We start from the raw sequence: 19903 nt of genomic DNA, 5'->3' as shown, positions 1-19903 counted from the left end.
TCGCGCGGCGCGATCACACGCAAAAGTGTTAACGGCCCGGACGGAGTTCCAGGCTTTCGAGACCGGCGGCGACGTTGAGGCCGACCTGGCCCTGCACGCTGAGCGGCTGGAGCGCGATCGAGTTGTTGGAGCCACCGACCAGCGCGTTGCCGCCGATACCGACGCCGACCGAGGCGCTGCCCTGCGCGCCCGCGTAATTGCCGGAGAGATCGCCGGGGCCGAGCCGGTCGACCGGCGCGAACACGCCCCAAGCGAGCGTGGTCTCCTGGGTGATGCCGATGTCGAGGCCCACTTTCCGGATCGTCGCGACATAGCGGTCTTCAGGCAAGCCGTCGGCGCGCAGCACGCAGCCGAGATTGGTCACCGATCCCACGATGAAGCCGACGCTGGCGCCGCCGCGGCATTCGAGCACGCCGACCCGCACCATCCGCTGCTGCTGCGCGCTGCTGCCAGCGACGGAGGCAACGAGGCTGGCCGCGGCGAGCCCGGCGAAGATGAACGAACGGCGCATGAATGTCTCCGGCGATGAGTGTGATGCGAGCAGAGAAGGCGCCCCGCACGCTGCGCGATGGTCTATGCCACAAGAGACGTGGTGGTGCCAGATCGGACGCGACGATAAGCGTGCAAACAAAAAAAGGCCCGCACGAAGCGGGCCTTTCCAATTTGCACTGTCGCGACAGGCTCAGCGAAGATTGCCGCAGAAGCGCTGGATGCGCTTGCAGGCGTCTTCGAGGTCCGAGGTCTTGGTCGCGTAGGAGATACGGAAGGCCGGGCCGAGGCCGAAGGCCGAACCCTGCACCACGGCGACGCCTTCGGTCTCCAAGAGCTCGGTGACGAACTGCTCGTCGTTGCTGATCACGTTGCCCGACGGCGCCTTCTTGCCGATCGTGCCGGCGCAGGACGGATAGACGTAGAACGCACCCTCGGGACGCGGGCACTCGATGCCGTTCGCCTGGTTGAGCATGGAGACGACGAGGTCGCGGCGCTCCTTGAACACCTTGTTGTTGGCGGGGATGAAGTCCTGCGGACCGTTCAGTGCCTCCACCGAAGCCCACTGCGCGATCGAGCACGGGTTCGAGGTCGACTGCGACTGGATGGTCGACATCGCCTTGACGAGCTGGGCGGGGCCGCCGGCATAACCGATGCGCCAGCCGGTCATGCAATAGGCCTTCGACACGCCGTTCACCGTGAGTGTGCGGTCGTAGAGGCTGGGCTCGACCTGCGCGACCGTGGTGAACTGGAAGTCGTCATAGACGAGGTGCTCGTACATGTCGTCGGTCATCACCCAGACATGCGGATGCTTGACCAGCACGTCGGTGAGCGCCTTGAGCTCGGCCTTGGTGTAGGCCGCGCCGGTCGGGTTCGACGGCGAGCACAGGATGACCCATTTGGTCTTCGGCGTGATCGCGCGCTCGAGCGCCTCGGCCCCGAGCTTGAATCCGGTCGCGGCGGTGCAGACCACCGGCACCGGCTCGCCGCCGGCGAGCGCCACCATTTCAGGATAGCTGACCCAATAGGGCGCGGGGATGATCACCTCGTCGCCCGGATTGATGGTCGCCATCAGCGCGTTGTAGAGCACCTGCTTGCCGCCGGTGCCGACGATGACCTGGTTCGGCTTGTAGACGACGCCGTTCTCGCGCTGAAACTTCGCGATGATGGCTTCCTTCAGCTCGGGGATGCCGTCGACCGCGGTGTACTTGGTCTTGCCGGCCTCGATGGCGCGGATCGCCGCGAGCTTGATGTTGGCGGGCGTGTCGAAGTCGGGCTCACCGGCGCCGAGGCCGATGACGTTGCGGCCCGCCGCTTTCAGCGCGCGTGCTTTATCCGTGACCGCGATGGTCGCGGACGGCTTCACACGGTCGAGCGCAGCGGCAAGGAAGGACATCGTCATCTCCTGACAAGCGTCGTGAACCCTTTGGCCTCACGACTCTGATTGTGGGAATGCAGCCACCCTAAAACGTGTGCCGCTGCACCGCAAGAAACTTTGGCCCGATCCCGAAAAAGTTTATGATTTGGAGCGGTTCAAGCGGCGTTTTCCCGCAATTTCCCGCAACTTTGCCGCTCAAACCCCTCATATCCGGCAAGGCTTGTCCTCGGAGCAATTTCAGGCCGCGCGGGCGCCGAGAACCGACCACGATGCTGACGTTTCCGAGGATGCCCGGAGCCTTCAACCGAGCGCGTCGACACCCGGCTCGATCACGGCGGCTCGACGTCTCACACGATGCACGGCGCAACGCGTCCACGCGTTGACGCAAGCGTGATCTGATTTGCAGCGTCGCGCGGAAATGATCTTCCGCGGCATTGCAGTGCGGTAGGGTTTTCGAGTTTTTCTATTGGCCGGCTCTTGCGGCGGATTCGCATCGGCATCATTGTTTAGCCGCGGCGCGTGGGCAGGATGCGCCGCGCTTCCCCGTCCCAGGTTCAGAACTTTCAGAATGTACAAGCTCTATTCGATGCAACGCTCGGGCAACAGCTACAAGGTCCGCCTTGCGCTGGCGCTGTTGAACGTACCTTACGAAGCGGTCGAGGTGGACATTCTGCGCGGCGAAAGCCGCACGCCGGACTTCCTGTCCAAGAACCCGTCGGGCCAGGTGCCGCTGCTCGAGGTCGACGGGGACCGCTATCTCGCCGAGTCCAATGCCATCCTCTGGTACGTCGCCGTCGGCACGCCGCTCGCGCCGGAGAACCGCATCGACCGCGCCGAGGCGCTGCAATGGATGTTCTTCGAGCAGCACGCGCTCGAGCCGAATATCGGCGCCGCCTATTTCTGGCTGTCGCTGGTCAAAGGTGGCCGCGACCTGCAGACCCATTCGCTGGAGGACTGGATGGAGCGCGGCTATGGCGCGCTCCAGGTGATGGAGAACCACCTCAAGACCAATTCCTATTTCGCCGCCCGCCAGCTCACGGTCGCCGACATCGCGCTCTACGGCTACACCCACCTCGCCGATCGCTGCGACTTCGACCTCCAGGCCTTCCCGGCGATCCGGGACTGGCTCAAGCGCGTGGAGGCCGCCCCCGGCTTCGTGTCGATGGACTGGCGCCCGGCCGACATCGACGACCCCGCCAGTATCGCAGCGGGCGCCTGACGGCGCCCGTCCCCTGCCCTGGGGAATAGCGGGCATAAAGGTAACATTTGCCGCAATCTGGCCATTTTCAGCGCGACAGCCGCCGCAATGTTGCCGGTTGAAATTGGGAAATTGTGGAAAGTCGCGGGTGATTCGCTCGCACGTTGAAGGATTTAGACCATGATTCGGGCGTCCGGCACGGCAGGCTTTCAGGGCCAACCCGCTACCGTTTCGTCTACCCGGCTGACCAATGCGGTCGCGGCCTCGCTTGCCGTCGCCGCGCTCTCGCTATGCCTGATCGTCACCCTGACAGTGCTGTCGACCAAGGCGACCATGGCGATGGGCCTGCCGGTCTGATCCCGTTTCATCCTGGACCTGCCTTCAAGGTGCCGCGCGCCCCGCGCTGACCGGCATCGCGACAGGACGTCCATGAAATCACCTGTGGTAGTCGTTGCAATTACCCTGACCGCGGCCATCCTGGTCGCGGCGTCGCTGTTGATTTTCACCGGCATGCGCAAGAACTCGGGCAGCTCGACGCTGAATGCGCCGGCGTTGCAGCAGCGCCTCAGGCATTCGCATTTGGTCTAAAATCATCCGAAAGCTTGGCGCGCCGGCGCAAGCCGGCCTTAAGCACTCCGCACGATTCCTCACCGCGCCGGCGCAACAATCGGTCAATGTTGCGGCGTTCCCTCGTTCAGGGAGGAACGAGACAGGCCATGCGGTCCGGATGGCGTGCGATCTGCGGTCCGATGCTGACGGTAGCGATCACGCTGCTGGCGATCCTGCTCGATCGGTCCGTTCACATTCCCTCGCCTGCGCCACTGTTCGTCTGCATCGTCGCGCTTGCCGGCGCGCTGGCGGGTTTCGCCTCCGCCATGACCAGTGCGGCCTTCGCTGTCGCCGGCGCGGCGCTGTTCTTCGCCGGCCATCGCGCCGTGCCCCTCCATGCCAGCGCAGATCTGGTCGGCCTGCTCGCAGTGACAGCCTTCGGCACCGCAGGCATCACCGGCCTGATGCGCGAGCGGCTGCTCGCCGCCTTCGCCACCGAGCGCCAGAGTCACGCCACCGCCGCGCGGCTGTCGGCCGCGCTCGATCAGGTCGATATCGGCATCGTGCTGCTCGATACCGAGACGCGGGCCGAATTCATCAACCGCGCCTTCCGCGATTATTTTGCGGTACCGGACGACATCGCCGACGGCAAGCCGCCCTTCATCGCGCTGATGTATCACAGCCGCGACACCGGCGCGTTCGAGCTGCCCGAGGACGAGCTCGGCACCTTCATCGCGCAGCGCATGGAGATGGTGCGGATCGGCGATGCAACGCCGATCAACATCAAATTGCGCAATGGCGAGGTGCTGCGCTTCGTCTGCGCCGCGCTGCCCGACGGCGGGCGCATGCTGAGCTACACGCCGGTCACCGACCTCGTGCGCCACACCGACGCGCCGGCGCGTGCCGACTACTACCGCTCGCTGCGCGATCCCCAGAACCGCAAGCTGATCCGATATCTGCGCGTCGCGGAATAGAGCATGTTGAAAGCTCTGCTGGTTGCCTGAGGTTCACCTCTCCCCAGCGGGAAGAGGTGAACCGAATTCTGAGCCGGCACCGATTCAACCAATCTTCATCTCGACGCGATTGATCGGCGTGCCCTTCATCACGTATGAAGGACGCCTCATCGATCGCGGAATTCTCACATGTCGCTCACCATTCGCTCCGTCACGAGGCAGGACTACGATCAGTGGCTGCCGCTGTGGGACGGCTACAACGCCTTCTACGGCCGCTCCGGCCCGACCGCGCTTGCGGGCGAGATCACGCGGATGACGTGGCAGCGCTTCTTCGATGCCTATGAGCCGGTGCATGCGTTGGTCGCCGAAAGCGACGGCAAGCTGCTTGGGCTGACGCACTATCTGTTTCATCGCAGCACCACCGCGATCGAGCCGTCCTGCTATCTGCAGGACCTGTTCACGCTTGAGGCGGCGCGCGGCAAGGGTGTCGCCTCGGCGCTGATCTACGGCGTCTACGAGCGGGCGAAGCTGGCGGGTTCGCCGCGGGTCTACTGGCAGACGCACGAGACCAACGTCACCGCGCAGAGCCTGTACGACAAGGTCGCCGAGCGGTCCGGCTTCATCGTCTATCGCAAGCTGTTCTGATCCACGCGCACAGCCTGTGGATAACTTGGCCTGTCACCGGCGCGTAACATAGCGGGACTACGCTGCACCTGCGTCTGATCAGGCCCCCCGTCACCGATCAAGCGCCCCAAAGCGGTCCCCGTCAGTCGCCGCGTCTGACAGGGGCCGCACTTTTTTGTGCGCGCTGCCGGCATGGCAGCAGCGCGGCGAGCAGCTTGCTGCTGCGGCGCACGGTGGTCAGAATGCCCGCCGCTCATCTCCGACAGGATCTTTCATGGAAATTCGCAATCTCGGCGCCTCCGGCCTTCGCGTGTCCGCGGTCGGGCTCGGCTGCAACAATTTCGGCCAGCGCACCGACCTCGAGACCTCGCGCAAGGTCATCCATCGCGCGCTCGACCTCGGCATCACGCTGTTCGACACCGCCGACATCTATTCGAACATGGGCGGCTCGGAGACCGTGCTCGGCGCCGTGCTGGGCGACCGCCGCAAGGACATCGTGCTGGCGACGAAATATGCCAAGCCGATGGCCGAGGATGGCACCAAGCAGGGCGCCTCGCGCCGCTACATCATGGAGGCCGTGGAAGCGAGCCTGAAGCGGCTGAAGACCGATTACATCGATCTCTACCAGCAGCACGACTACGACCCGCTGACGCCGATCGAAGAGAGCCTGCGTGCACTCGACGATCTCGTCCGCCAGGGCAAGGTGCGCTACATCGGCAATTCGAACTTTCCGGCCTGGCGCATTGCCGAAGCGGAATACGTCGCACGCGCGATGAATGTCAGCCGCTTCGTCTCCTGCCAGGACGAATATTCCCTGCTCGTGCGCGACATCGAGAAGGACCTGCTGCCGGCCGCAACGGAATACAGGCTCGGCCTGTTACCGTTCTTCCCGCTGGCAAGCGGCCTCCTGACCGGCAAATACAGGAAGGGCGAGGCCGCGCCGGCCGACACCCGCTTCGGCAAGGTGCCGCGGCTGCGCGACCGCTACGTCACGCCGCGCAACGAGGACATCGTCGAGAAGCTCCAGACCTTTGCGAAAGGGCGCGGCCATTCGATGCTGGAGCTCGCCTTCTCCTGGCTCGCCGCGCGCTCGCAGGTGTCGAGCGTGATCGCGGGCGCGACCCGCGTCGAGCAGATCGAGGAGAACGTCAACGCGATCGCCTGGAAGCTCAGCGCGGACGAGATGGCGGAGATCGACAGGATCACGCTGGGCTGATTTTTGCTGCGCGCTACTTCGCGCCGCGTCCCACCGTCTGCATCACCTCAAAGCCCTCGAACTGGGGATGGCCGAGATAAAGCGGCTTGTTGTCGCCCGCCCGGTGATGCGCGGCACGAAACGCCTCCGACTTGGTCCAGGCCTCGAACGCGGCATGGTTCGCCCACACCGTGTGCGAGGCGTAGAGCGTGTGGTCCTCGGCTTCCGGCCCGCGCAGCAGATGGAATTCGACAAAGCCCGGCACCTTGTCCAGATGCGTGTCGCGGCTGAGCCAGACCTGCTCGAAGGCAGACTCGGAGCCCTTGGCGACGCGGAAGCGGTTCATGGCGATGTACATGGGTGGTGTCTCCTGGTGCTCCGCCGATTATCTCGTCATTCCGGGATGCGCCGCAAGGCGCAGGCCCGGAATGACCGCGTTTGTGGGTTAAGTAACAAGCCCCTTCATCGGGCGCGCTGCGGCGCTGTCCGGGAACACCGTCTCTGCCAGCACGCGATCGGACAGGCCGTACTGGTCCTGCAGCACGCCCTTGATCACCGAGCGCAAATCCGTGGTGGGCTTGAGGTCGCGGGCCTCGTAGAGATTGGCAAGCTTCAGGCCCGGCCAATCCGAGATGACGCGGCCGCCTTTCACGGCGCCGCCGGCGAGCAATGCAATCGTGCCGGTGCCGTGATCGGTGCCGTCGGTGCCGTTGATGCGCGCGGTGCGACCGAATTCGGTGGCGACGACGACGACGGTGTCGCGCCAGCGATCCCCCAGGCCGCTCTCGAATTCCGCGAGTGCGCCGTCGAGCCCACCGAGCAGGAAGGCCAAACGTCCGACCGGGCCGCCTTCATTGGCATGCGTATCCCAGCCGTCGAAGGCGAGCGCGGCGATGCGCGGGCCGTCGTCGGCCGCCATCAGCTTGGCCGCGCCACGCGCGACCTGGCGCATCTGCGCAACCTGATTGCCGCCCTTCGGCTTCATGTCGTCGCCACTTGCGACCTTGTCGAGCTGGAGACCTTGCGACAGCGCCGAGGCCAGCGCGGGATCGCGGTGGCGGTAGAGATCGACCAGCCGCATCGCGGTGTCGTCATCGGCCTGCGGCAGCGCGACCGGCGCCCAGCCGACCGTCGGCGCATTGCCGCGCAGCACCAGCGGCGTGGTGGGCCCGATCGCAAGACCGCTCGAGACGCGCTCGCCGCGCGGAAGCGCCTCCAGCGCGCGGTTGAGCCAGCCGGACTGCACGCGGCCCGGACCGGCATAGCCGCTTTCGAGCACGTCCTGACCGTCGAAATGCGAACGGTCGCGATAGGGCGTCGCCACCGCATGGATCACCGCGGCGTGCCTGTCGCGATACATGCGTGCGAACTCCGGCATCGCCGGATGCAGTGCGAAGAAGCTGTCGAACATGATCGCGGGATGCGCGCCATCGGCCGTGAGCGCGATCGAGCCGTGCAGGCCGGCATAATCGGGGTCGCCGAGCGGCGCGACGGTCGAGAGCCCGTCGAGCGCGCCGCGCAGGATCACGACGATCAACCGCGGATCGCGCCCATCAGCCGCGCGGGCGAATTTCGGCAAGTAAGCCCAGGCCGCGAAGGAGGCGCCTCCGAGCAAGAGGCCGCGGCGCGAGGTGAGGAGGCGGTTCTCGACGCAGTCGATCATCTTCATCTCCTCTGCATTTCCGGCGACATCAACAGCAGCGCCAGCGCCTGCTGGCGCGATTCCGCGCGCTCGATGGTCCGGCGCGTCTCGATCGAGGCCGCGTCGGCCGCTGCGAACTCCAGCAGGTCGAGCGGATCGATGTTGTTGCCGAGCCGCGCGCCCATTTGCGCGGCAATGTCGAGCCTGAGCTTCATGCCTTCGGGCGCAGCCCAGGCGGCGCTGGTGTCGGGGAAACCGTTGGGTCCTGCCGGTGACCACAGCGGCTGGCCGAGCAGGTTGAGGCTGTTCAGATATGCGCCGGGATCCTCCGGCACGCGCGCCAGCAGCCGGCCGCTCGCGACCAGGAAATCGTAAGGGCTGCGCATCTTGGTCAGCGGCGCCTTCCAGGCCTCGTCGGAATCGACCAGCGTCGTCGCAAGCGCCCTGAGGTCGCCGTCGGTCCTGACGAAGACATCGCGCAGCCGCGCCACGAGCGCCGGCGGCGGCTCGTCGGCGACGAAGTGGCGGACGAATTTCGTCGCAATGAAATTCGCCGTCGAGGGATGCCGCGCGATGTCGGCGAGCGCCGCTTCGCCCTGCGCAAGGCCGGTCGGATCATAGGTCTTGCCGAGCAGCATTTGCGGCCCGGGTTGGTGCGCATTGGTGTTGAAGACGAAGGAGCCTGGTGTGCCGAGCTGCCCCTGCCTTCCGGCGAAGGTCCAGCCGGTGATGATGCGCGCAAGCGAGGTGACGTCCTCCTGCGTGTAGCCGCCGCCGACGCCGAGCGTATGCAGCTCCATGATCTCGCGCGCGAGATTTTCGTTGAGCCCGCGCTTGCGGTTTTGCCCGGCGCGCGAGTCCGGCCCGAGCGATTGCTGGTTATCGAGGAAGAACAGCATGGCCGGATGCTGCTCGACCGCCTTGAGCATGTCGGCAAAGCGTCCGAGCACGTGCGGCCTGATCGCCTCGCGCTCGAACGCACCGGCCCAGATCCGCGCCAGCTCGCCCTTGCTCGCGGAGATGCAGAAATGATTGGACCAGAACACGACGAGGCGCTCGGTGAAGCCGCACTCGACCAGCGTCGCGCGCTGCAGGCGCGCCAGTGCCTCGGCGCGAAAGGTTTTCTGGATCACATTGAGCGGCTGCGGCGCGGGCTTTGCGGCCGGCGGCGCGGCCGCGTTGGGCTGCATGGTCTCGGGCTTGGCCGGCGCATCAGCCGGCTTCGCGTCCGCCATCTGGCCGGCGATCTCGGTCGCGGCCGTGTTCAGCGAGAGATTGCGGCGCAAAGCGGGCTTCTGATCCCCTGGCGCCTGCAGCGGTGGCGCTTCGGGCGGCGTGCCGGCCTTGGCAGCCGCCTCGCGCGCCTGCTTGACCTGGTCCTGATAGGCGAACACCGCCTGGCCGAGCTGCGGCGTCGATTGCAGGCCCGGCGCCTCCAGCAGCACGCCATTGGGGCGGGCCAGTTCCGCCTTCACGAAACCTCGGGGCCTTCACGAAACCTCGGGGATCGGAGGCCGCGTTGATGAGATCGCCGGACGCCCCGCCGCGGGCACCGAAACCGAAGCGGTTGAGCGCAACGAGGGCGGCTTGCGAATCGCGGGCCATCGATTTGTCCTTCGCGGATTGCCAACCGCTTTCCTGATGCGTGCGCGGCGCATAATATAGCGCAGCGACAGATGAACCCGACATGAAAATGACGGCGAAGCTTCGGCGTAAATCATGACAAATCCGAAAGAAATGCCGTCAGCGCCGGCACTTGCGCGCCGCCTCATTTGCTCCCGCTGCGGCTCAGAATTCGGCTGCGATCTGTCGGGCAATTGCTGGTGCGCGGAGGAAACCGCGCGCCTGCCGGTGCCGGTCAAGGGCGAGGATTGCCTGTGCCGGGAGTGTTTGCGCAAGGCGGCGGCGGAGGCAAGCGCTGCTGGTTAGATGCAACACGCAGCCATATTCTCCGGTGTCGTCCTGGCGAAAGCCAGGACCCATTACCCCAGGGCTCGGTTTGGCGAAGACTGGTCGTTCGGTACTCATACCACCCGCGATCGATAGACCTCGCGGTATGGGTCCTGGCTTTCGCCAGGACGACGTTGGGGTGAGAGTGTGCCCGACAGCTACACCGCAAATCCCGGCGATGTCCGCGCCATGCCGTCGAACGCATCCAGCAGCTTCTCCCGCCAGGCATAGACCGGATCGTCCGTCTCCAGCAGCTTGAACGGGCTCACCACGCGCGCCCATTGGAATCCGCCGAACACGATGTAGTCGGCATAGTTCGGCGCCTGCCCGCCGAGGAACGGCTGCGTCTTGAACGTCTGCCGCATGATCTCCAGCGATTTGCGGAACGCGACCACGCCGGTGTCGCGGCTCGCCTGGACCTCTTCCAGGCGCTTGCCGAACCGCGCCTCGCGCGACTTTCGGAAATAGGCGGCGTCGACCTCGCCGAGGTTGTTCGGGATGTCGGCGATAACAAGCGGAGAGAGACCGCCGACGATGGCGATGTCGCCCCACGCATTGATCATGCGCGCCATGGCCCGCCCGCCCTCGCCGCCGAACAGCGAGGGGCGGTCCGGAAAATTGTCCTCGAGGTAGTTCGCGATGATCCAGGAATCCACCACCGGCTTGTCGTGATGCAGCAGCACCGGGACCCGCTCCGAGCCGTGCGGCGCGATCGCGCTCTTCTCGGTGAAGCGCCAGGGCAGCGTCTCCGCCGACAGGCCCTTGTGCGCGAGCGCCATCCGCGTGCGCCAGCAATACGGGCTGAAGGGGCGTGCGGCGTCAGTGCCGACGAGCTCGTAGAGTTTGAAAGACATGGGCGGTGCTCCGTCATTGCGAGCGCAGCGAAGCAATCCAGATTCCCGCCGCGGAAGCATTCTGGATTGCTTCGCTGGCGCTCGCAATGACGTTGAGGAGGCGGCAGTGCGCATCACCGCCCGTTGGTGCGCAGCAACCTCTCGCCATCTTCCGTCACCGCGATGACGAGCCCCACACCCGGCAGCGTCTCGCGCGCGACGTAGCCGCGGTCCGCGGCGTCCTCCCAAATCGTGAGGCGCGGGCACGAGGTCTTCCAGGTCGAAATCACCTCGGCATAGGCGCGCGGCTCGCGCGCGACCCATTCGACGAAGTCCAGCACCAGCGGATCGGCAGTCTCGCTCATGGCAAACCTCCCTTGTCGAAAGCGGCGAGCACCGGGGTCCGAACCAGGAGCCAGCCGCCATAGGCGATGTAGTAGCAGGCGATGGTGGTGATCAGCTTGTTGGACCAGGCGATGAACTGCTGGTCGGTCATGGCTTCGAGGATGCGCCGCGCCAGCGTGGTGCCGAGCATGGACGCTGCGATCGCGACGCCGGCGAGCACGGGATCGAGGCTCGCGGCCTGGTCGATGATGCCGCCGAAATAGATCAGCTTGGTGAAATGGCTGACGAGCTGGCACATCGCCTTGGTCGCGACCTTCTCGCGCCGGCCGAAATCGCCGCCGAGGAAGAAGGTGTCGAGCAGCGGCCCCGAGACGCCGGTCATCAGCATCAGGCCCATGCAGATCGTGCCATAGACGGTGCCCTGCCAGAGCCTGTCAGGGTCCGGCTTGATGTTGGCGGGCAACAGCCGCGCCATGAATGGGGTGACGCCGAGCAGCAGCAGGGCCGTCGGCTTGTCCGGCACGTAGCGGGTGAGCGACCAGGCCGCGAGTGCAATGGCAGCGCCGACCATATAGTTCGCGACCGGCCGCCAGCGGATATGCGCCCGCCACAAAAACGCGCGCCAGCCGTTCGAGGCCATCTGCGTGATCGCGTGCAGCACCATCGCGGTCGGCAGCGGCATCAGGGCGAGCAGCACGCCGATCAGGATCAGTCCGCCCGCCATGCCGAACAGCCCCGACAGGAACGCGGTGGCGACCATCAGCAATCCAAGGGCAGCGATCATGATGGGCGTCACGCTAGAATTCTCCTGTGATGGGCACGTAAGGGACGAAGGCTTGCAATTCCCCCTCGCCCCGCTTGCGGGGAGAGGGTTGGGGTGAGGGGGAGTCTCCGCGGGGACGGTGGCAGTTGGACTCGCGGAGAGTCCCCCTCACCCGGAATTTGCTTTCGCAAATTCCGGCCTCTCCCCGCAGGCGGGGAGAGGCGAAGAACGCGGCCGCCCCGAAACACAACTTGGAATTACTCTCATTCTTGTGCCTCGCTTGCCCGCTTCGCGCAAACTGAGTTATCTTGCCCTGGCATCAGCTTTCCTGAGGGTCGAGCATTTGCGGCGGCTGCTGTTTCTCAACGGCATCAAGGCATTCGAGGCGGCGGCGCGGACCGGCAGCTTTGCTGCGGCCGGGCTCGAGCTCAGCGTGTCCGCGGCCGCCGTCAGCCGCATGGTGCATCTGCTGGAAGAGCGGCTCGGCGTCGCGCTGTTCGAGCGCAAGGCCAACCGCCTGGTGCTGACCCAGGCCGGCCGCGCCTATCAGGGCGGGCTGACCCCGATCTTCGATGCGCTCGCAAGCCTGACCGCGCAGGTGACGGCGCCCTCCAGCGTGCGCGTGCTCACCATCGGCGTCGGCCACACCTTTGCGATGCGCTGGCTGATCCCGCGGCTGTCGGAGTTTCGCAGCGAGGAGCCCGACATCGAGGTGCGCTTCACCACCGGCGGCGCGCTGGTGCCGTTCGGCGAGGACTGGAATTGCGGCATCAAGCTCGGCACCGGCGACTGGCCCGGCCTCGTCGCCGAGCCGCTGTTTGCCGGCGACCTCACGCCGGTCTGCGTGCCCCGCCTCGCCGCCTCATTGAAGCGGCCGGCCGATCTCAGGGGACCCAGCCTGATCCGCGTCGCGCACTCACCCGAGGATTGGCCGATCTGGTTGAAGGCCGCCGGCCTTGCGCGCATCAACGCGCGCGGACCGGAGTTCCAGTTCTACGGCCAGGCGCTGCAGGCTGCCGCCGACGGCCTTGGCATCGCCATGGGCATCCGGCCCTATATCGACGACGATCTCGCCGCCGGGCGGCTGGTCGCCCCGTTCGACCTCTCCGTCCCCAAGGGCATGCGCTGGTACCTGCTCTATCGCAGCTTCCAGACCGAGCAGCGCGATTTCGCCGCGTTCCGCCGCTGGATCATGCGCGCGGCATCGGAACCCGCGGCCCGCCCCGTGCGGCGGACCGGTCGCGGTTCCGCGCGGAACTGACGCCGCTCAGGCAAAAAAGCCGGCCCCGTGTGAACGGCTTCACATCCCAAAAACCGCAAACGTGGTCCCCTGATCCTCCAAAAAGACACTTACGGATCACTTTGGGGACTACCAATGACGACTCTCTACGACGGCTTTGACATCGAATCCTTCGAAGCTGGCAAGGGGCTGTGGCACGCCCGCATTCGGCGTGCCGATTTCAGCCCGGTTGCCATCGACGGCGTGCTGTTTCCGGCCATGGAAGTCGGCTTCGCCTGGCCCGATCCCGACGCCGCGATCGCCGACGCCAAGCACCACATCGATCGCTTCCGCCGGCGCGCCGACCACGACGACGAATAGGCCTTTCAACACTGCGCGGCGTGAAACGAGGAACCGGTGATGTCGTCTATCGAGATCGAAGAGACCCAGCCGCTGGCCCGATCCTATGCCCGATCGGTGCTGTCGAAATGCCCGGACTGCGACGGCGATCTCACCGTGCTCCGCGTGATCGGCGGCCGCGCCGGATGCGAGTACTGGACCATGCGCTGCACCGATTGCGGCGGCATCCATCTCGACGTCCTGAAGCCGCGCCAAGGGGACGAGGACCACGACGGACCGCTGCCGGCGGCGTGAGCGCAGGAACGGCGACAGGCCTGCTGCCAACCTGCTGTCAGCAGCCTGAGCATGCCTGGGCATTCTCCCTTTTCTGAGGGGCGGACTCGTCCCATATTCGCCCCATGGCGAAGAAACCTGCATCCTCCGAAAAATCCGGCAAATCCCCCAAATCCAAAGCGCATCGGCCTGACGTGCAGCCGATCGGGCCGGCGCTGGCCGAATTGCTCAATCCCGCGATCAATCGCGGCGATGCCGGGCTTGGCTCGGGCACCGGCCTGCAGCCGCCGCCGGACAATTCGCGCGACCGCCGCGCCGGCGGCGAGGCCGCCGCGCATCGCGCGCGGGCCTCGACGCCGAAGGACTTCCCGAGCGACCGCCCGGCGGGACTGGACGAGGCACCGCAGGCCAATTACGGCACCGCCGCCACGATCCCGACGCTCGATCCGGAACTGGCGCGTCAGCTCGGTCTGCCCACCGAAGAGGACGATAAGGAAGCGCTGGCGCGTCCGCCGCGCAACAAGATGGAGGCGCTCGGCGTCAAGGCGACCGCGGAGGCGCTGGAGTCGCTGATCCGCGAGGGCCGGCCGGAGTTCCGCAAGGACGACGGCTCCATGAAAGTGTGGACGCCGCACCGGCCGCCGCGCCCGGAAAAGTCCGAAGGCGGCGTGCGCTTCGAGATCAAGTCGTCCTACGAGCCGCGCGGCGATCAGCCGACCGCGATCGCCGAGCTGGTCGAGGGCATCGAGCGCAACGACCGTTCGCAGGTGCTGCTCGGCGTCACCGGCTCGGGCAAGACCTACACCATGGCCAAGGTGATCGAGGCGACGCAGCGCCCGGCGCTGATCCTGGCGCCGAACAAGACGCTCGCCGCGCAGCTCTATGGCGAGTTCAAGAATTTCTTCCCCGACAACGCGGTCGAATATTTCGTCTCCTATTACGACTATTACCAGCCGGAAGCCTACGTCCCGCGCACCGACACCTATATCGAGAAGGACTCATCGATCAACGAGCAGATCGACCGCATGCGCCACTCGGCGACACGCGCGCTGCTGGAGCGCGACGACGTCATCATCGTCGCGTCGGTGTCCTGCATCTACGGTATCGGCTCGGTCGAGACCTACACCGCGATGACCTTCGCGCTGAAAAAGGGCGAGCGCATCGACCAGCGCCAGCTCATCGCCGACCTCGTCGCGCTGCAGTACAAGCGCACCCAGGCCGATTTCACCCGCGGCACGTTTCGCGTGCGCGGCGATGTGATCGATATCTTCCCGGCGCACTATGAGGACCGCGCCTGGCGCGTGAACCTGTTCGGCGACACCATCGAGGCCATCGAGGAGTTCGATCCGCTCACCGGCCACAAGCAGGACGAGCTCGAATTCATCAAGATGTACGCCAACTCGCACTATGTGACGCCGCGCCCGACGCTGGTGCAGGCGATCAAGTCGATCAAGTTCGAGCTGAAGCAGCGGCTCGACCAGCTCCACGACCAGGGCCGTCTCCTGGAAGCGCAGCGGCTGGAGCAGCGCACCACCTTCGACCTCGAGATGATGGAGGCGACCGGAAGCTGCGCCGGCATCGAGAACTATTCGCGCTATCTCACCGGACGCCGCCCCGGCGAGCCGCCGCCGACGCTGTTCGAATACGTACCCGACAACGCGCTGATCTTCGCCGACGAGAGCCACGTCACCATCCCGCAGATCGGCGCCATGTTCCGCGGCGACTTCCGCCGCAAGGCGACGCTGGCCGAATACGGTTTCCGCCTGCCCTCCTGCATGGACAACCGCCCGCTCCGCTTCGAGGAATGGGACATGATGCGGCCGCAGACCGTCGCGGTGTCGGCGACGCCGAGCGGCTGGGAGCTGAACGAGAGCGGCGGCGTGTTCGTCGAGCAGGTCATTCGTCCCACCGGACTTATTGACCCTCCCGTTGATATTCGCCCTGCCCGCACGCAGGTGGACGATCTCGTCGGCGAAGTCCGCGCCACCGCGCAAGCCGGCTATCGCTCGCTGATCACGGTACTCACAAAACGCATGGCGGAGGACCTCACCGAATATCTGCACGAGCAGGGCATTCGCGTCCGCTACATGCACTCGGATATCGACACCATCGAGCGCATCGAGATCATCCGCGACCTCCGCCTCGGCGCGTTCGACGCGCTGGTCGGCATCAACCTCTTGCGCGAAGGCCTCGACATTCCCGAATGCGCGCTGGTCGCGATTTTGGATGCCGACAAGGAAGGTTTTTTGCGCAGTGAAACGTCCTTGATTCAGACCATCGGCCGCGCCGCGCGCAATGTCGACGGCAAGGTGATCCTCTATGCCGACCAGATGACGGGCTCGATGGAGCGCGCCATCGCGGAGACCAACCGCCGCCGCGAGAAGCAGGTCGAGTACAACAATGCCAACGGCATCACACCGGAGAGCGTGAAGAAGCAGATCGGCGACATCCTCAACTCCGTCTACGAGCGCGACCACGTGCTGGTCGAGGTCGGCGGCCACGACATGACCGACGACGTCATCTCGATCGGCCACAATTTTGAAGCCGTGCTGGCCGATCTCGAAACAAGGATGCGCGAGGCCGCCGCCGATCTGAACTTCGAGGAAGCCGCCCGCCTCCGCGACGAAGTCAAGCGCCTGCGCGCGACCGAGCTTGCGGTGGTCGACGACCCCACCGCCAAGCAGCGCGCGGTGCAGAGCAAGGCCGGCGCCTATGCCGGGACGAAGAAGTACGGCGACGCCGCGAACCTCCCCGTCAGCGCCATGAAGAAAAAGACCGTGAGCTCCGCGCTGAAGGCGAGCGGCGCCGGCAGCGGCTCGAAGGTGCACAAGCCGCATCTCGACGAGATGCACGGCCCGGAATCCCTGCCCTACCGCGAGAGCCGCGCCCTGCCGTCAAAACCGTTCGGCAGCACCAGCCGCATCATCCAGCCGACGGATTCAAGGCAGTCGGGTCCGGAGTTCGGACCGGCGCCGAAGTCGACGGGCGGGCAGCCGGGGCGAAGGGGTGGGTGGAAGAAGAGGTAGGCGGCGCATCAGCGCTGTTCGTGGTTATGGATTCCGGGCTCGCCGCTCTGCGGCGCCCCGGAATGACGGCGGAGAGATTTCCCGCCCTCACCCCACACTCGCCGTCACCACCGCCATCACCGACAGCAGCAGCACGATGGTCATGAGCTGGAGCGAGGCGGCCGGCTGGGTGCGCCATGCCGTGATCTTGTCGGACAGCGACAGATGGGCCTCGAAGAATTTTGGCTCGTAGACGGTCTTGAAGACGGCGGGGAAGCTCGGGCCGAGGGTCACTGCGAGCATTGCGTGCAGCATCGAGGCAACCGCGACGAAGACGGCGACGCCGGGGTCGCCGACGAGATCGTGGTTGCCGACGAGCTTGAGCAGGAAGGTGGCGGCGGCGAAGGTCGGGAAGCTCTGCAGCGTCGCGGTCAGCGCGAGGCCTTCGAGCGCGTTGTGCAGGCGGGACTTTCTCGCGGCGGCGAAGGCGGCCATGGCACGTCTCCCTGATGACATGGGGATGACGATAGCCGCGAGGCCGGAGGGGTGATGTGAGATGGGTCACGCCCTGCCGGGCCCCTCTGCGGCCGCGGACAAATGAATGGCGTCAGAGCTGGCGGAAGAAGACGAGGTAGATCGCCAAGCCGACCGTCGAGAACGACAGCAGAACGCCAAGCCAATTGTATTTGACGCCCCGCGAGTGGAACGCGTTTCTCATGAAGCGAACGAGGAAACACAGGAACAGAATTGCGAGGACAAGGCCCCACAAGAACTTCCCGACGTCCATCGTCCCCTCGCTCGACTCAACCCCAGCGTTTGCAGCTGGAACTTACCATCGGGGCATGCCGGACAAAAGACGGTGAGGCGCGTGGTTTTCCGTGCCTCTAAAGCTTCCCCTGCCCGTTCACCTGGCCCTGCTATTGCCGCTGCCTCTCCTGCTCCTTCGCGTGGTGCCTGCCGTAGAGACAGCCGGCGGCAGCGCCAAGCACGCCGTGATGGCCGGCATAGTGGCCGGCGACGCCGCCGACGACGGCGCCCTTGATGCAGCCCTTGGCGTTGGCGGCGGGGCTCGCGCCGAGCATGAGGAGCACGGCAGCCACAGTGAGAAGCGTGGATTTCATGGATCGATGTCTCCGGAGGCGACGTCCTGACATCAACGGGTGTGAACGGACCCAGGTTCCCTTGCGCGAACCCTTGCGAGGCGCGTCAGCCGATATGCGCGCAGCGTCATCGCCCGGGACGCGAAGGCCGCTCGTTCTCTTGCAGGCGAACAGGCGCGCAACCCGTAATTGTCCCCCATGAACCGGGCATAGCGCCCGCGCGTCATAATCTGCAATCACACCTGTGTTCTTGCGGATTGAAGCACGCGCGGGCTGCGCGATAGCGTTCGCGGGTCATGGGCAATGAGGGCAGCGCGGCATGACGGTTGAATCGTTGAACAGGCAGCGCGTCGTGCATCTGCTCGACGCCTTCGCGCGCGGCGACATCGAGGCCGCGCTGGCGTGCTGCACCGACGACGTCGACTTCCTCACCCACGCGCCGATCGACGTGCTGCCGCACATGGTGCCGCGCCACGGCAAGGCGGAGCTGCGCGAGCTGTGGCAGACGATCTGGTCGCGCTATTCGGAAGTTCGCTACAAGGCGCCGCACATCCTCGCCGACGGCGACGAGGTCGCGACCTACGTGCAGACCTATTTCAAGAAACGCAGCAACGGCCGCATCGTGCAGTTCGACATGGCGGTGTTCTACACCTTCCGCGTTGGGCTGGTGGCGGAGATCCGCGAGATCATCGATTCCTACGATCTGGTGCAGCAGGTGCTGGAGCGGGAGATCGGGCCGCTGATCACGGGGGCGGGGGTGGATGGGGTGTAGCCGTCGTCCTGGCGAAGGCCAGGACCCATACCGCGGGATTTCTCGATCGTGGGTGATCGTCGTACCGAACGACGAATCTTCGCCAAACCTCTCCCTGGGGTAATGGGTCCTGGCCTTCGCCAGGACGACGGCGAGGATGTGGCCCCTCGCTTGCGCATCTCTGCCAACCCATTTGAACCTCCCTCCCTGCCGCCAAGACCCATCCCGGGGCGTTGTGCACGCCGGCTGGGTGATGGGCCGATGAAAGTCATGTTGCTTGCTGTTTTGGGGCTGTTCCTGGGGACGCTGGGCGGGGCTGCGCTCGGCATCGGGGCCGGGCTCGCTTTCGTCGAAATCGCGCAAACCACGAATTTTGAAGGCCAAAACGGCATGCTGGTGTTCTTCACCTTCATGCCTTTGGGCGCTGCGATCGGCGGGATCGGCGGCGCGGTGCTGTTCGGCCTGCTGGCGCTGCGGGACGATGCGATCGCCATCGAGCGGGAACCCGTAGCCCCCACGGACCGGTAGATTACGGGGTTTTGTTGTAAATCTCACAAAGCGCGCTCAATTGTGCATTGCGAAAACGTGAATTGCGTTTTGGCCGAAATCGGCTATCTCGTTCGCATACAAATGAGTTGAGCGCCCCGGGGCACCTTTACGGTGCATGGGTTTGTTTTCCGTTTTTTCTGCAAGCCAGCGTCAGGACTGCCCAAATGACAGAGCACAGCCTCTGGCGTTTCTCGCGCGCATTGCACCGTGCGATCAACGACCGGCACTTCGAGGATATCGAGGCCCTGATCGACGAGGACGTCGAGTGGGCGCTCTATGGCCCGATCGACATGTTTCCGTTTCTCGGCGCGCGGCAGGGCAAGGACGCCGTGCTCGACGTCATCCGCCAGCTCGCCGACAATTTCCAGGTCCGCCGCTTCGACCGGGAGAGCATCATGCTGGGCGTGGATTCCGCCGCCTCGATGCTGCGCTATTCGCTGACGGCGCTCGATTCCAACAAGCCGATTTCCTTGCGGCTCGCGCAGTTCGCCCAGTTCAGAGCGGGCAAGCTCATCAGCATGCGGGTGCTGATCGACACCTTCGACCTGGTCGAGCAGGCACTCGGCCGCGCCATTCATCTGCCGAAGATGACCAGCGTCGGCTGAGGGGGACGCCAACGGGCCCCGCTTCCCGGGACCGATGACAAGGCGACCGCGACGTCCTGGCCTCCAGCCCCGCCGGATGTCGTCGCAGGAAAGCCGTCATCGGGCGCGCGCCTTTCGCGCGG

24 protein-coding genes and 1 pseudogene are annotated in these 19903 nt (G+C 65.6%); 14 read left to right on the top strand and 11 right to left on the bottom strand.

Features of this window, described 5'->3' with window-relative positions; genetic code table 11:
- Window positions 1-28: 28 nt before the first annotated feature.
- Together JQ592_RS20040 and JQ592_RS20035 are read right to left on the bottom strand one after the other, a co-directional pair.
- On the bottom strand, window positions 29-511 hold the full coding sequence (locus JQ592_RS20040; RefSeq protein ID WP_211404519.1) for a DUF992 domain-containing protein: 483 nt from the start codon (window positions 509-511) through the stop codon (window positions 29-31).
- A 171-nt stretch (window positions 512-682) separates the two neighbouring features.
- The gene (locus JQ592_RS20035) at window positions 683-1885 is read right to left on the bottom strand and encodes a pyridoxal phosphate-dependent aminotransferase (protein ID WP_211404518.1); all 1203 of its coding nucleotides are present in this window, start codon (window positions 1883-1885) and stop codon (window positions 683-685) included.
- A gap of 550 nt (window positions 1886-2435) precedes the next feature.
- On the opposite strand from JQ592_RS20035, the gene JQ592_RS20030 reads away from it, so the two are divergent.
- The 6 genes from JQ592_RS20030 to JQ592_RS20005 all read left to right on the top strand — a co-directional run bounded on the left by JQ592_RS20030 (window position 2436) and on the right by JQ592_RS20005 (window position 6407).
- Complete coding sequence (locus JQ592_RS20030) at window positions 2436-3086, top strand: glutathione S-transferase family protein (RefSeq protein WP_211404517.1); 651 nt, start codon at window positions 2436-2438, stop codon at window positions 3084-3086.
- 159 nt (window positions 3087-3245) lie between these two features.
- Window positions 3246-3422: a hypothetical protein gene (locus JQ592_RS20025; protein WP_211404516.1), complete on the top strand. Its 177-nt coding sequence runs from the start codon at window positions 3246-3248 to the stop codon at window positions 3420-3422.
- 72 nt (window positions 3423-3494) lie between these two features.
- A complete protein-coding gene (locus tag JQ592_RS20020; RefSeq protein ID WP_211404515.1) occupies window positions 3495-3653 on the top strand; it encodes a hypothetical protein in 159 nt (52 codons plus the stop codon).
- Window positions 3654-3781: 128 nt separating this feature from the next.
- On the top strand, window positions 3782-4588 hold the full coding sequence (locus JQ592_RS20015) for a PAS-domain containing protein (protein ID WP_211404514.1): 807 nt from the start codon (window positions 3782-3784) through the stop codon (window positions 4586-4588).
- 168 nt (window positions 4589-4756) lie between these two features.
- A complete protein-coding gene (locus tag JQ592_RS20010) occupies window positions 4757-5212 on the top strand; it encodes a GNAT family N-acetyltransferase (RefSeq protein ID WP_211404513.1) in 456 nt (151 codons plus the stop codon).
- Between the two features lie 253 nt (window positions 5213-5465).
- The gene (locus tag JQ592_RS20005; protein ID WP_211404512.1) at window positions 5466-6407 is read left to right on the top strand and encodes an aldo/keto reductase; all 942 of its coding nucleotides are present in this window, start codon (window positions 5466-5468) and stop codon (window positions 6405-6407) included.
- Window positions 6408-6420: 13 nt separating this feature from the next.
- On the opposite strand, the gene JQ592_RS20000 is transcribed toward JQ592_RS20005, so the two are convergent.
- The 3 genes and pseudogenes from JQ592_RS20000 to JQ592_RS19990 form a co-directional block, all read right to left on the bottom strand.
- Window positions 6421-6744 carry an antibiotic biosynthesis monooxygenase family protein gene (locus JQ592_RS20000; protein WP_183243029.1) on the bottom strand — a complete coding sequence of 108 codons (324 nt, stop codon included), beginning with the start codon at window positions 6742-6744 and terminating at the stop codon, window positions 6421-6423.
- Between the two features lie 87 nt (window positions 6745-6831).
- Window positions 6832-8049, bottom strand: coding sequence for a DUF1501 domain-containing protein (locus tag JQ592_RS19995; protein WP_211404511.1), 1218 nt, complete (start codon window positions 8047-8049; stop codon window positions 6832-6834).
- A 2-nt stretch (window positions 8050-8051) separates the two neighbouring features.
- A pseudogene (locus JQ592_RS19990) lies at window positions 8052-9633 on the bottom strand (DUF1800 domain-containing protein).
- A gap of 114 nt (window positions 9634-9747) precedes the next feature.
- Here JQ592_RS19990 and JQ592_RS38290 point away from each other — a divergent pair.
- Complete coding sequence (locus JQ592_RS38290) at window positions 9748-9957, top strand: cysteine-rich CWC family protein (protein WP_246820540.1); 210 nt, start codon at window positions 9748-9750, stop codon at window positions 9955-9957.
- A 179-nt stretch (window positions 9958-10136) separates the two neighbouring features.
- Here JQ592_RS38290 and JQ592_RS19985 read toward each other — a convergent pair whose 3' ends face one another.
- The 3 genes from JQ592_RS19985 to JQ592_RS19975 form a co-directional block, all read right to left on the bottom strand.
- Complete coding sequence (locus JQ592_RS19985) at window positions 10137-10832, bottom strand: glutathione S-transferase family protein (protein ID WP_211404510.1); 696 nt, start codon at window positions 10830-10832, stop codon at window positions 10137-10139.
- A gap of 113 nt (window positions 10833-10945) precedes the next feature.
- Window positions 10946-11176 carry a hypothetical protein gene (locus JQ592_RS19980; RefSeq protein ID WP_211404509.1) on the bottom strand — a complete coding sequence of 77 codons (231 nt, stop codon included), beginning with the start codon at window positions 11174-11176 and terminating at the stop codon, window positions 10946-10948.
- Window positions 11173-11952, bottom strand: coding sequence for a TSUP family transporter (locus tag JQ592_RS19975; protein WP_211404508.1), 780 nt, complete (start codon window positions 11950-11952; stop codon window positions 11173-11175). The genes JQ592_RS19980 and JQ592_RS19975 overlap by 4 nt, the downstream gene beginning before the upstream one ends.
- A 310-nt stretch (window positions 11953-12262) precedes the next feature.
- Here JQ592_RS19975 and JQ592_RS19970 point away from each other — a divergent pair, with 310 nt between their 5' ends.
- The 4 genes from JQ592_RS19970 (at window position 12263) to uvrB (ending at window position 16797) form a co-directional block, all read left to right on the top strand.
- Window positions 12263-13180 (top strand): LysR substrate-binding domain-containing protein, encoded by a 918-nt coding sequence (locus JQ592_RS19970; RefSeq protein ID WP_211404668.1) that lies wholly within the window; start codon window positions 12263-12265, stop codon window positions 13178-13180.
- Between the two features lie 114 nt (window positions 13181-13294).
- The gene (locus JQ592_RS19965) at window positions 13295-13519 is read left to right on the top strand and encodes a hypothetical protein (protein WP_211404507.1); all 225 of its coding nucleotides are present in this window, start codon (window positions 13295-13297) and stop codon (window positions 13517-13519) included.
- A gap of 39 nt (window positions 13520-13558) precedes the next feature.
- A complete protein-coding gene (locus tag JQ592_RS19960) occupies window positions 13559-13792 on the top strand; it encodes a hypothetical protein (protein WP_211404506.1) in 234 nt (77 codons plus the stop codon).
- 104 nt (window positions 13793-13896) lie between these two features.
- Window positions 13897-16797, top strand: coding sequence for an excinuclease ABC subunit UvrB (gene uvrB, locus JQ592_RS19955; RefSeq protein ID WP_211404505.1), 2901 nt, complete (start codon window positions 13897-13899; stop codon window positions 16795-16797).
- Window positions 16798-16884: 87 nt separating this feature from the next.
- Here the strand turns inward: uvrB and JQ592_RS19950 are convergent, their stop codons facing one another.
- The 3 genes from JQ592_RS19950 to JQ592_RS19940 all read right to left on the bottom strand — a co-directional run bounded on the left by JQ592_RS19950 (window position 16885) and on the right by JQ592_RS19940 (window position 17897).
- Complete coding sequence (locus tag JQ592_RS19950; RefSeq protein WP_211404504.1) at window positions 16885-17271, bottom strand: hypothetical protein; 387 nt, start codon at window positions 17269-17271, stop codon at window positions 16885-16887.
- A 112-nt stretch (window positions 17272-17383) separates the two neighbouring features.
- On the bottom strand, window positions 17384-17563 hold the full coding sequence (locus JQ592_RS19945; RefSeq protein ID WP_211404503.1) for a hypothetical protein: 180 nt from the start codon (window positions 17561-17563) through the stop codon (window positions 17384-17386).
- A gap of 130 nt (window positions 17564-17693) precedes the next feature.
- Entirely contained in the window at window positions 17694-17897 is a 204-nt protein-coding gene (locus tag JQ592_RS19940) for a hypothetical protein (RefSeq protein ID WP_211404502.1), read from the bottom strand.
- 298 nt (window positions 17898-18195) lie between these two features.
- On the opposite strand from JQ592_RS19940, the gene JQ592_RS19935 reads away from it, so the two are divergent.
- The 3 genes from JQ592_RS19935 (at window position 18196) to JQ592_RS19925 (ending at window position 19781) form a co-directional block, all read left to right on the top strand.
- Window positions 18196-18648, top strand: a complete 453-nt coding sequence (locus tag JQ592_RS19935) for a nuclear transport factor 2 family protein (protein ID WP_211404501.1) — start codon at window positions 18196-18198, stop codon at window positions 18646-18648.
- Between the two features lie 240 nt (window positions 18649-18888).
- Entirely contained in the window at window positions 18889-19155 is a 267-nt protein-coding gene (locus JQ592_RS19930; RefSeq protein WP_211404500.1) for a hypothetical protein, read from the top strand.
- Between the two features lie 185 nt (window positions 19156-19340).
- Window positions 19341-19781: a nuclear transport factor 2 family protein gene (locus JQ592_RS19925; protein ID WP_211404499.1), complete on the top strand. Its 441-nt coding sequence runs from the start codon at window positions 19341-19343 to the stop codon at window positions 19779-19781.
- Window positions 19782-19903 lie beyond the last annotated feature (122 nt).

It is taken from the genome of Bradyrhizobium iriomotense, assembly GCF_018129405.1.
GTDB lineage: Bacteria > Pseudomonadota > Alphaproteobacteria > Rhizobiales > Xanthobacteraceae > Bradyrhizobium > Bradyrhizobium iriomotense_B.
This window is presented reverse-complemented; position numbering and strand designations above follow the sequence as displayed.

Bases quoted from the DNA above. Each gene is read 5' to 3' on its own strand.
- JQ592_RS19925 (WP_211404499.1), top strand. From the start codon at position 19,341: ATGACAGAGCACAGCCTCTGGCGTTTCTCGCGCGCATTGCACCGTGCG.
- JQ592_RS19950 (WP_211404504.1), bottom strand. From the start codon at position 17,271: ATGGCCGCCTTCGCCGCCGCGAGAAAGTCCCGCCTGCACAACGCGCTC.
- JQ592_RS20035 (WP_211404518.1), bottom strand. From the start codon at position 1,885: ATGTCCTTCCTTGCCGCTGCGCTCGACCGTGTGAAGCCGTCCGCGACC.
- JQ592_RS19935 (WP_211404501.1), top strand. From the start codon at position 18,196: ATGACGGTTGAATCGTTGAACAGGCAGCGCGTCGTGCATCTGCTCGAC.
- JQ592_RS20020 (WP_211404515.1), top strand. From the start codon at position 3,495: ATGAAATCACCTGTGGTAGTCGTTGCAATTACCCTGACCGCGGCCATC.
- JQ592_RS20010 (WP_211404513.1), top strand. From the start codon at position 4,757: ATGTCGCTCACCATTCGCTCCGTCACGAGGCAGGACTACGATCAGTGG.
- JQ592_RS19965 (WP_211404507.1), top strand. From the start codon at position 13,295: ATGACGACTCTCTACGACGGCTTTGACATCGAATCCTTCGAAGCTGGC.
- JQ592_RS19980 (WP_211404509.1), bottom strand. From the start codon at position 11,176: ATGAGCGAGACTGCCGATCCGCTGGTGCTGGACTTCGTCGAATGGGTC.
- JQ592_RS19995 (WP_211404511.1), bottom strand. From the start codon at position 8,049: ATGATCGACTGCGTCGAGAACCGCCTCCTCACCTCGCGCCGCGGCCTC.
- JQ592_RS20015 (WP_211404514.1), top strand. From the start codon at position 3,782: ATGCGGTCCGGATGGCGTGCGATCTGCGGTCCGATGCTGACGGTAGCG.
- JQ592_RS20005 (WP_211404512.1), top strand. From the start codon at position 5,466: ATGGAAATTCGCAATCTCGGCGCCTCCGGCCTTCGCGTGTCCGCGGTC.
- JQ592_RS19960 (WP_211404506.1), top strand. From the start codon at position 13,559: ATGTCGTCTATCGAGATCGAAGAGACCCAGCCGCTGGCCCGATCCTAT.
- uvrB (WP_211404505.1), top strand. From the start codon at position 13,897: ATGGCGAAGAAACCTGCATCCTCCGAAAAATCCGGCAAATCCCCCAAA.
- JQ592_RS20000 (WP_183243029.1), bottom strand. From the start codon at position 6,744: ATGTACATCGCCATGAACCGCTTCCGCGTCGCCAAGGGCTCCGAGTCT.
- JQ592_RS20040 (WP_211404519.1), bottom strand. From the start codon at position 511: ATGCGCCGTTCGTTCATCTTCGCCGGGCTCGCCGCGGCCAGCCTCGTT.
- JQ592_RS20030 (WP_211404517.1), top strand. From the start codon at position 2,436: ATGTACAAGCTCTATTCGATGCAACGCTCGGGCAACAGCTACAAGGTC.
- JQ592_RS20025 (WP_211404516.1), top strand. From the start codon at position 3,246: ATGATTCGGGCGTCCGGCACGGCAGGCTTTCAGGGCCAACCCGCTACC.
- JQ592_RS38290 (WP_246820540.1), top strand. From the start codon at position 9,748: ATGACAAATCCGAAAGAAATGCCGTCAGCGCCGGCACTTGCGCGCCGC.
- JQ592_RS19930 (WP_211404500.1), top strand. From the start codon at position 18,889: ATGAAAGTCATGTTGCTTGCTGTTTTGGGGCTGTTCCTGGGGACGCTG.
- JQ592_RS19985 (WP_211404510.1), bottom strand. From the start codon at position 10,832: ATGTCTTTCAAACTCTACGAGCTCGTCGGCACTGACGCCGCACGCCCC.
- JQ592_RS19945 (WP_211404503.1), bottom strand. From the start codon at position 17,563: ATGGACGTCGGGAAGTTCTTGTGGGGCCTTGTCCTCGCAATTCTGTTC.
- JQ592_RS19940 (WP_211404502.1), bottom strand. From the start codon at position 17,897: ATGAAATCCACGCTTCTCACTGTGGCTGCCGTGCTCCTCATGCTCGGC.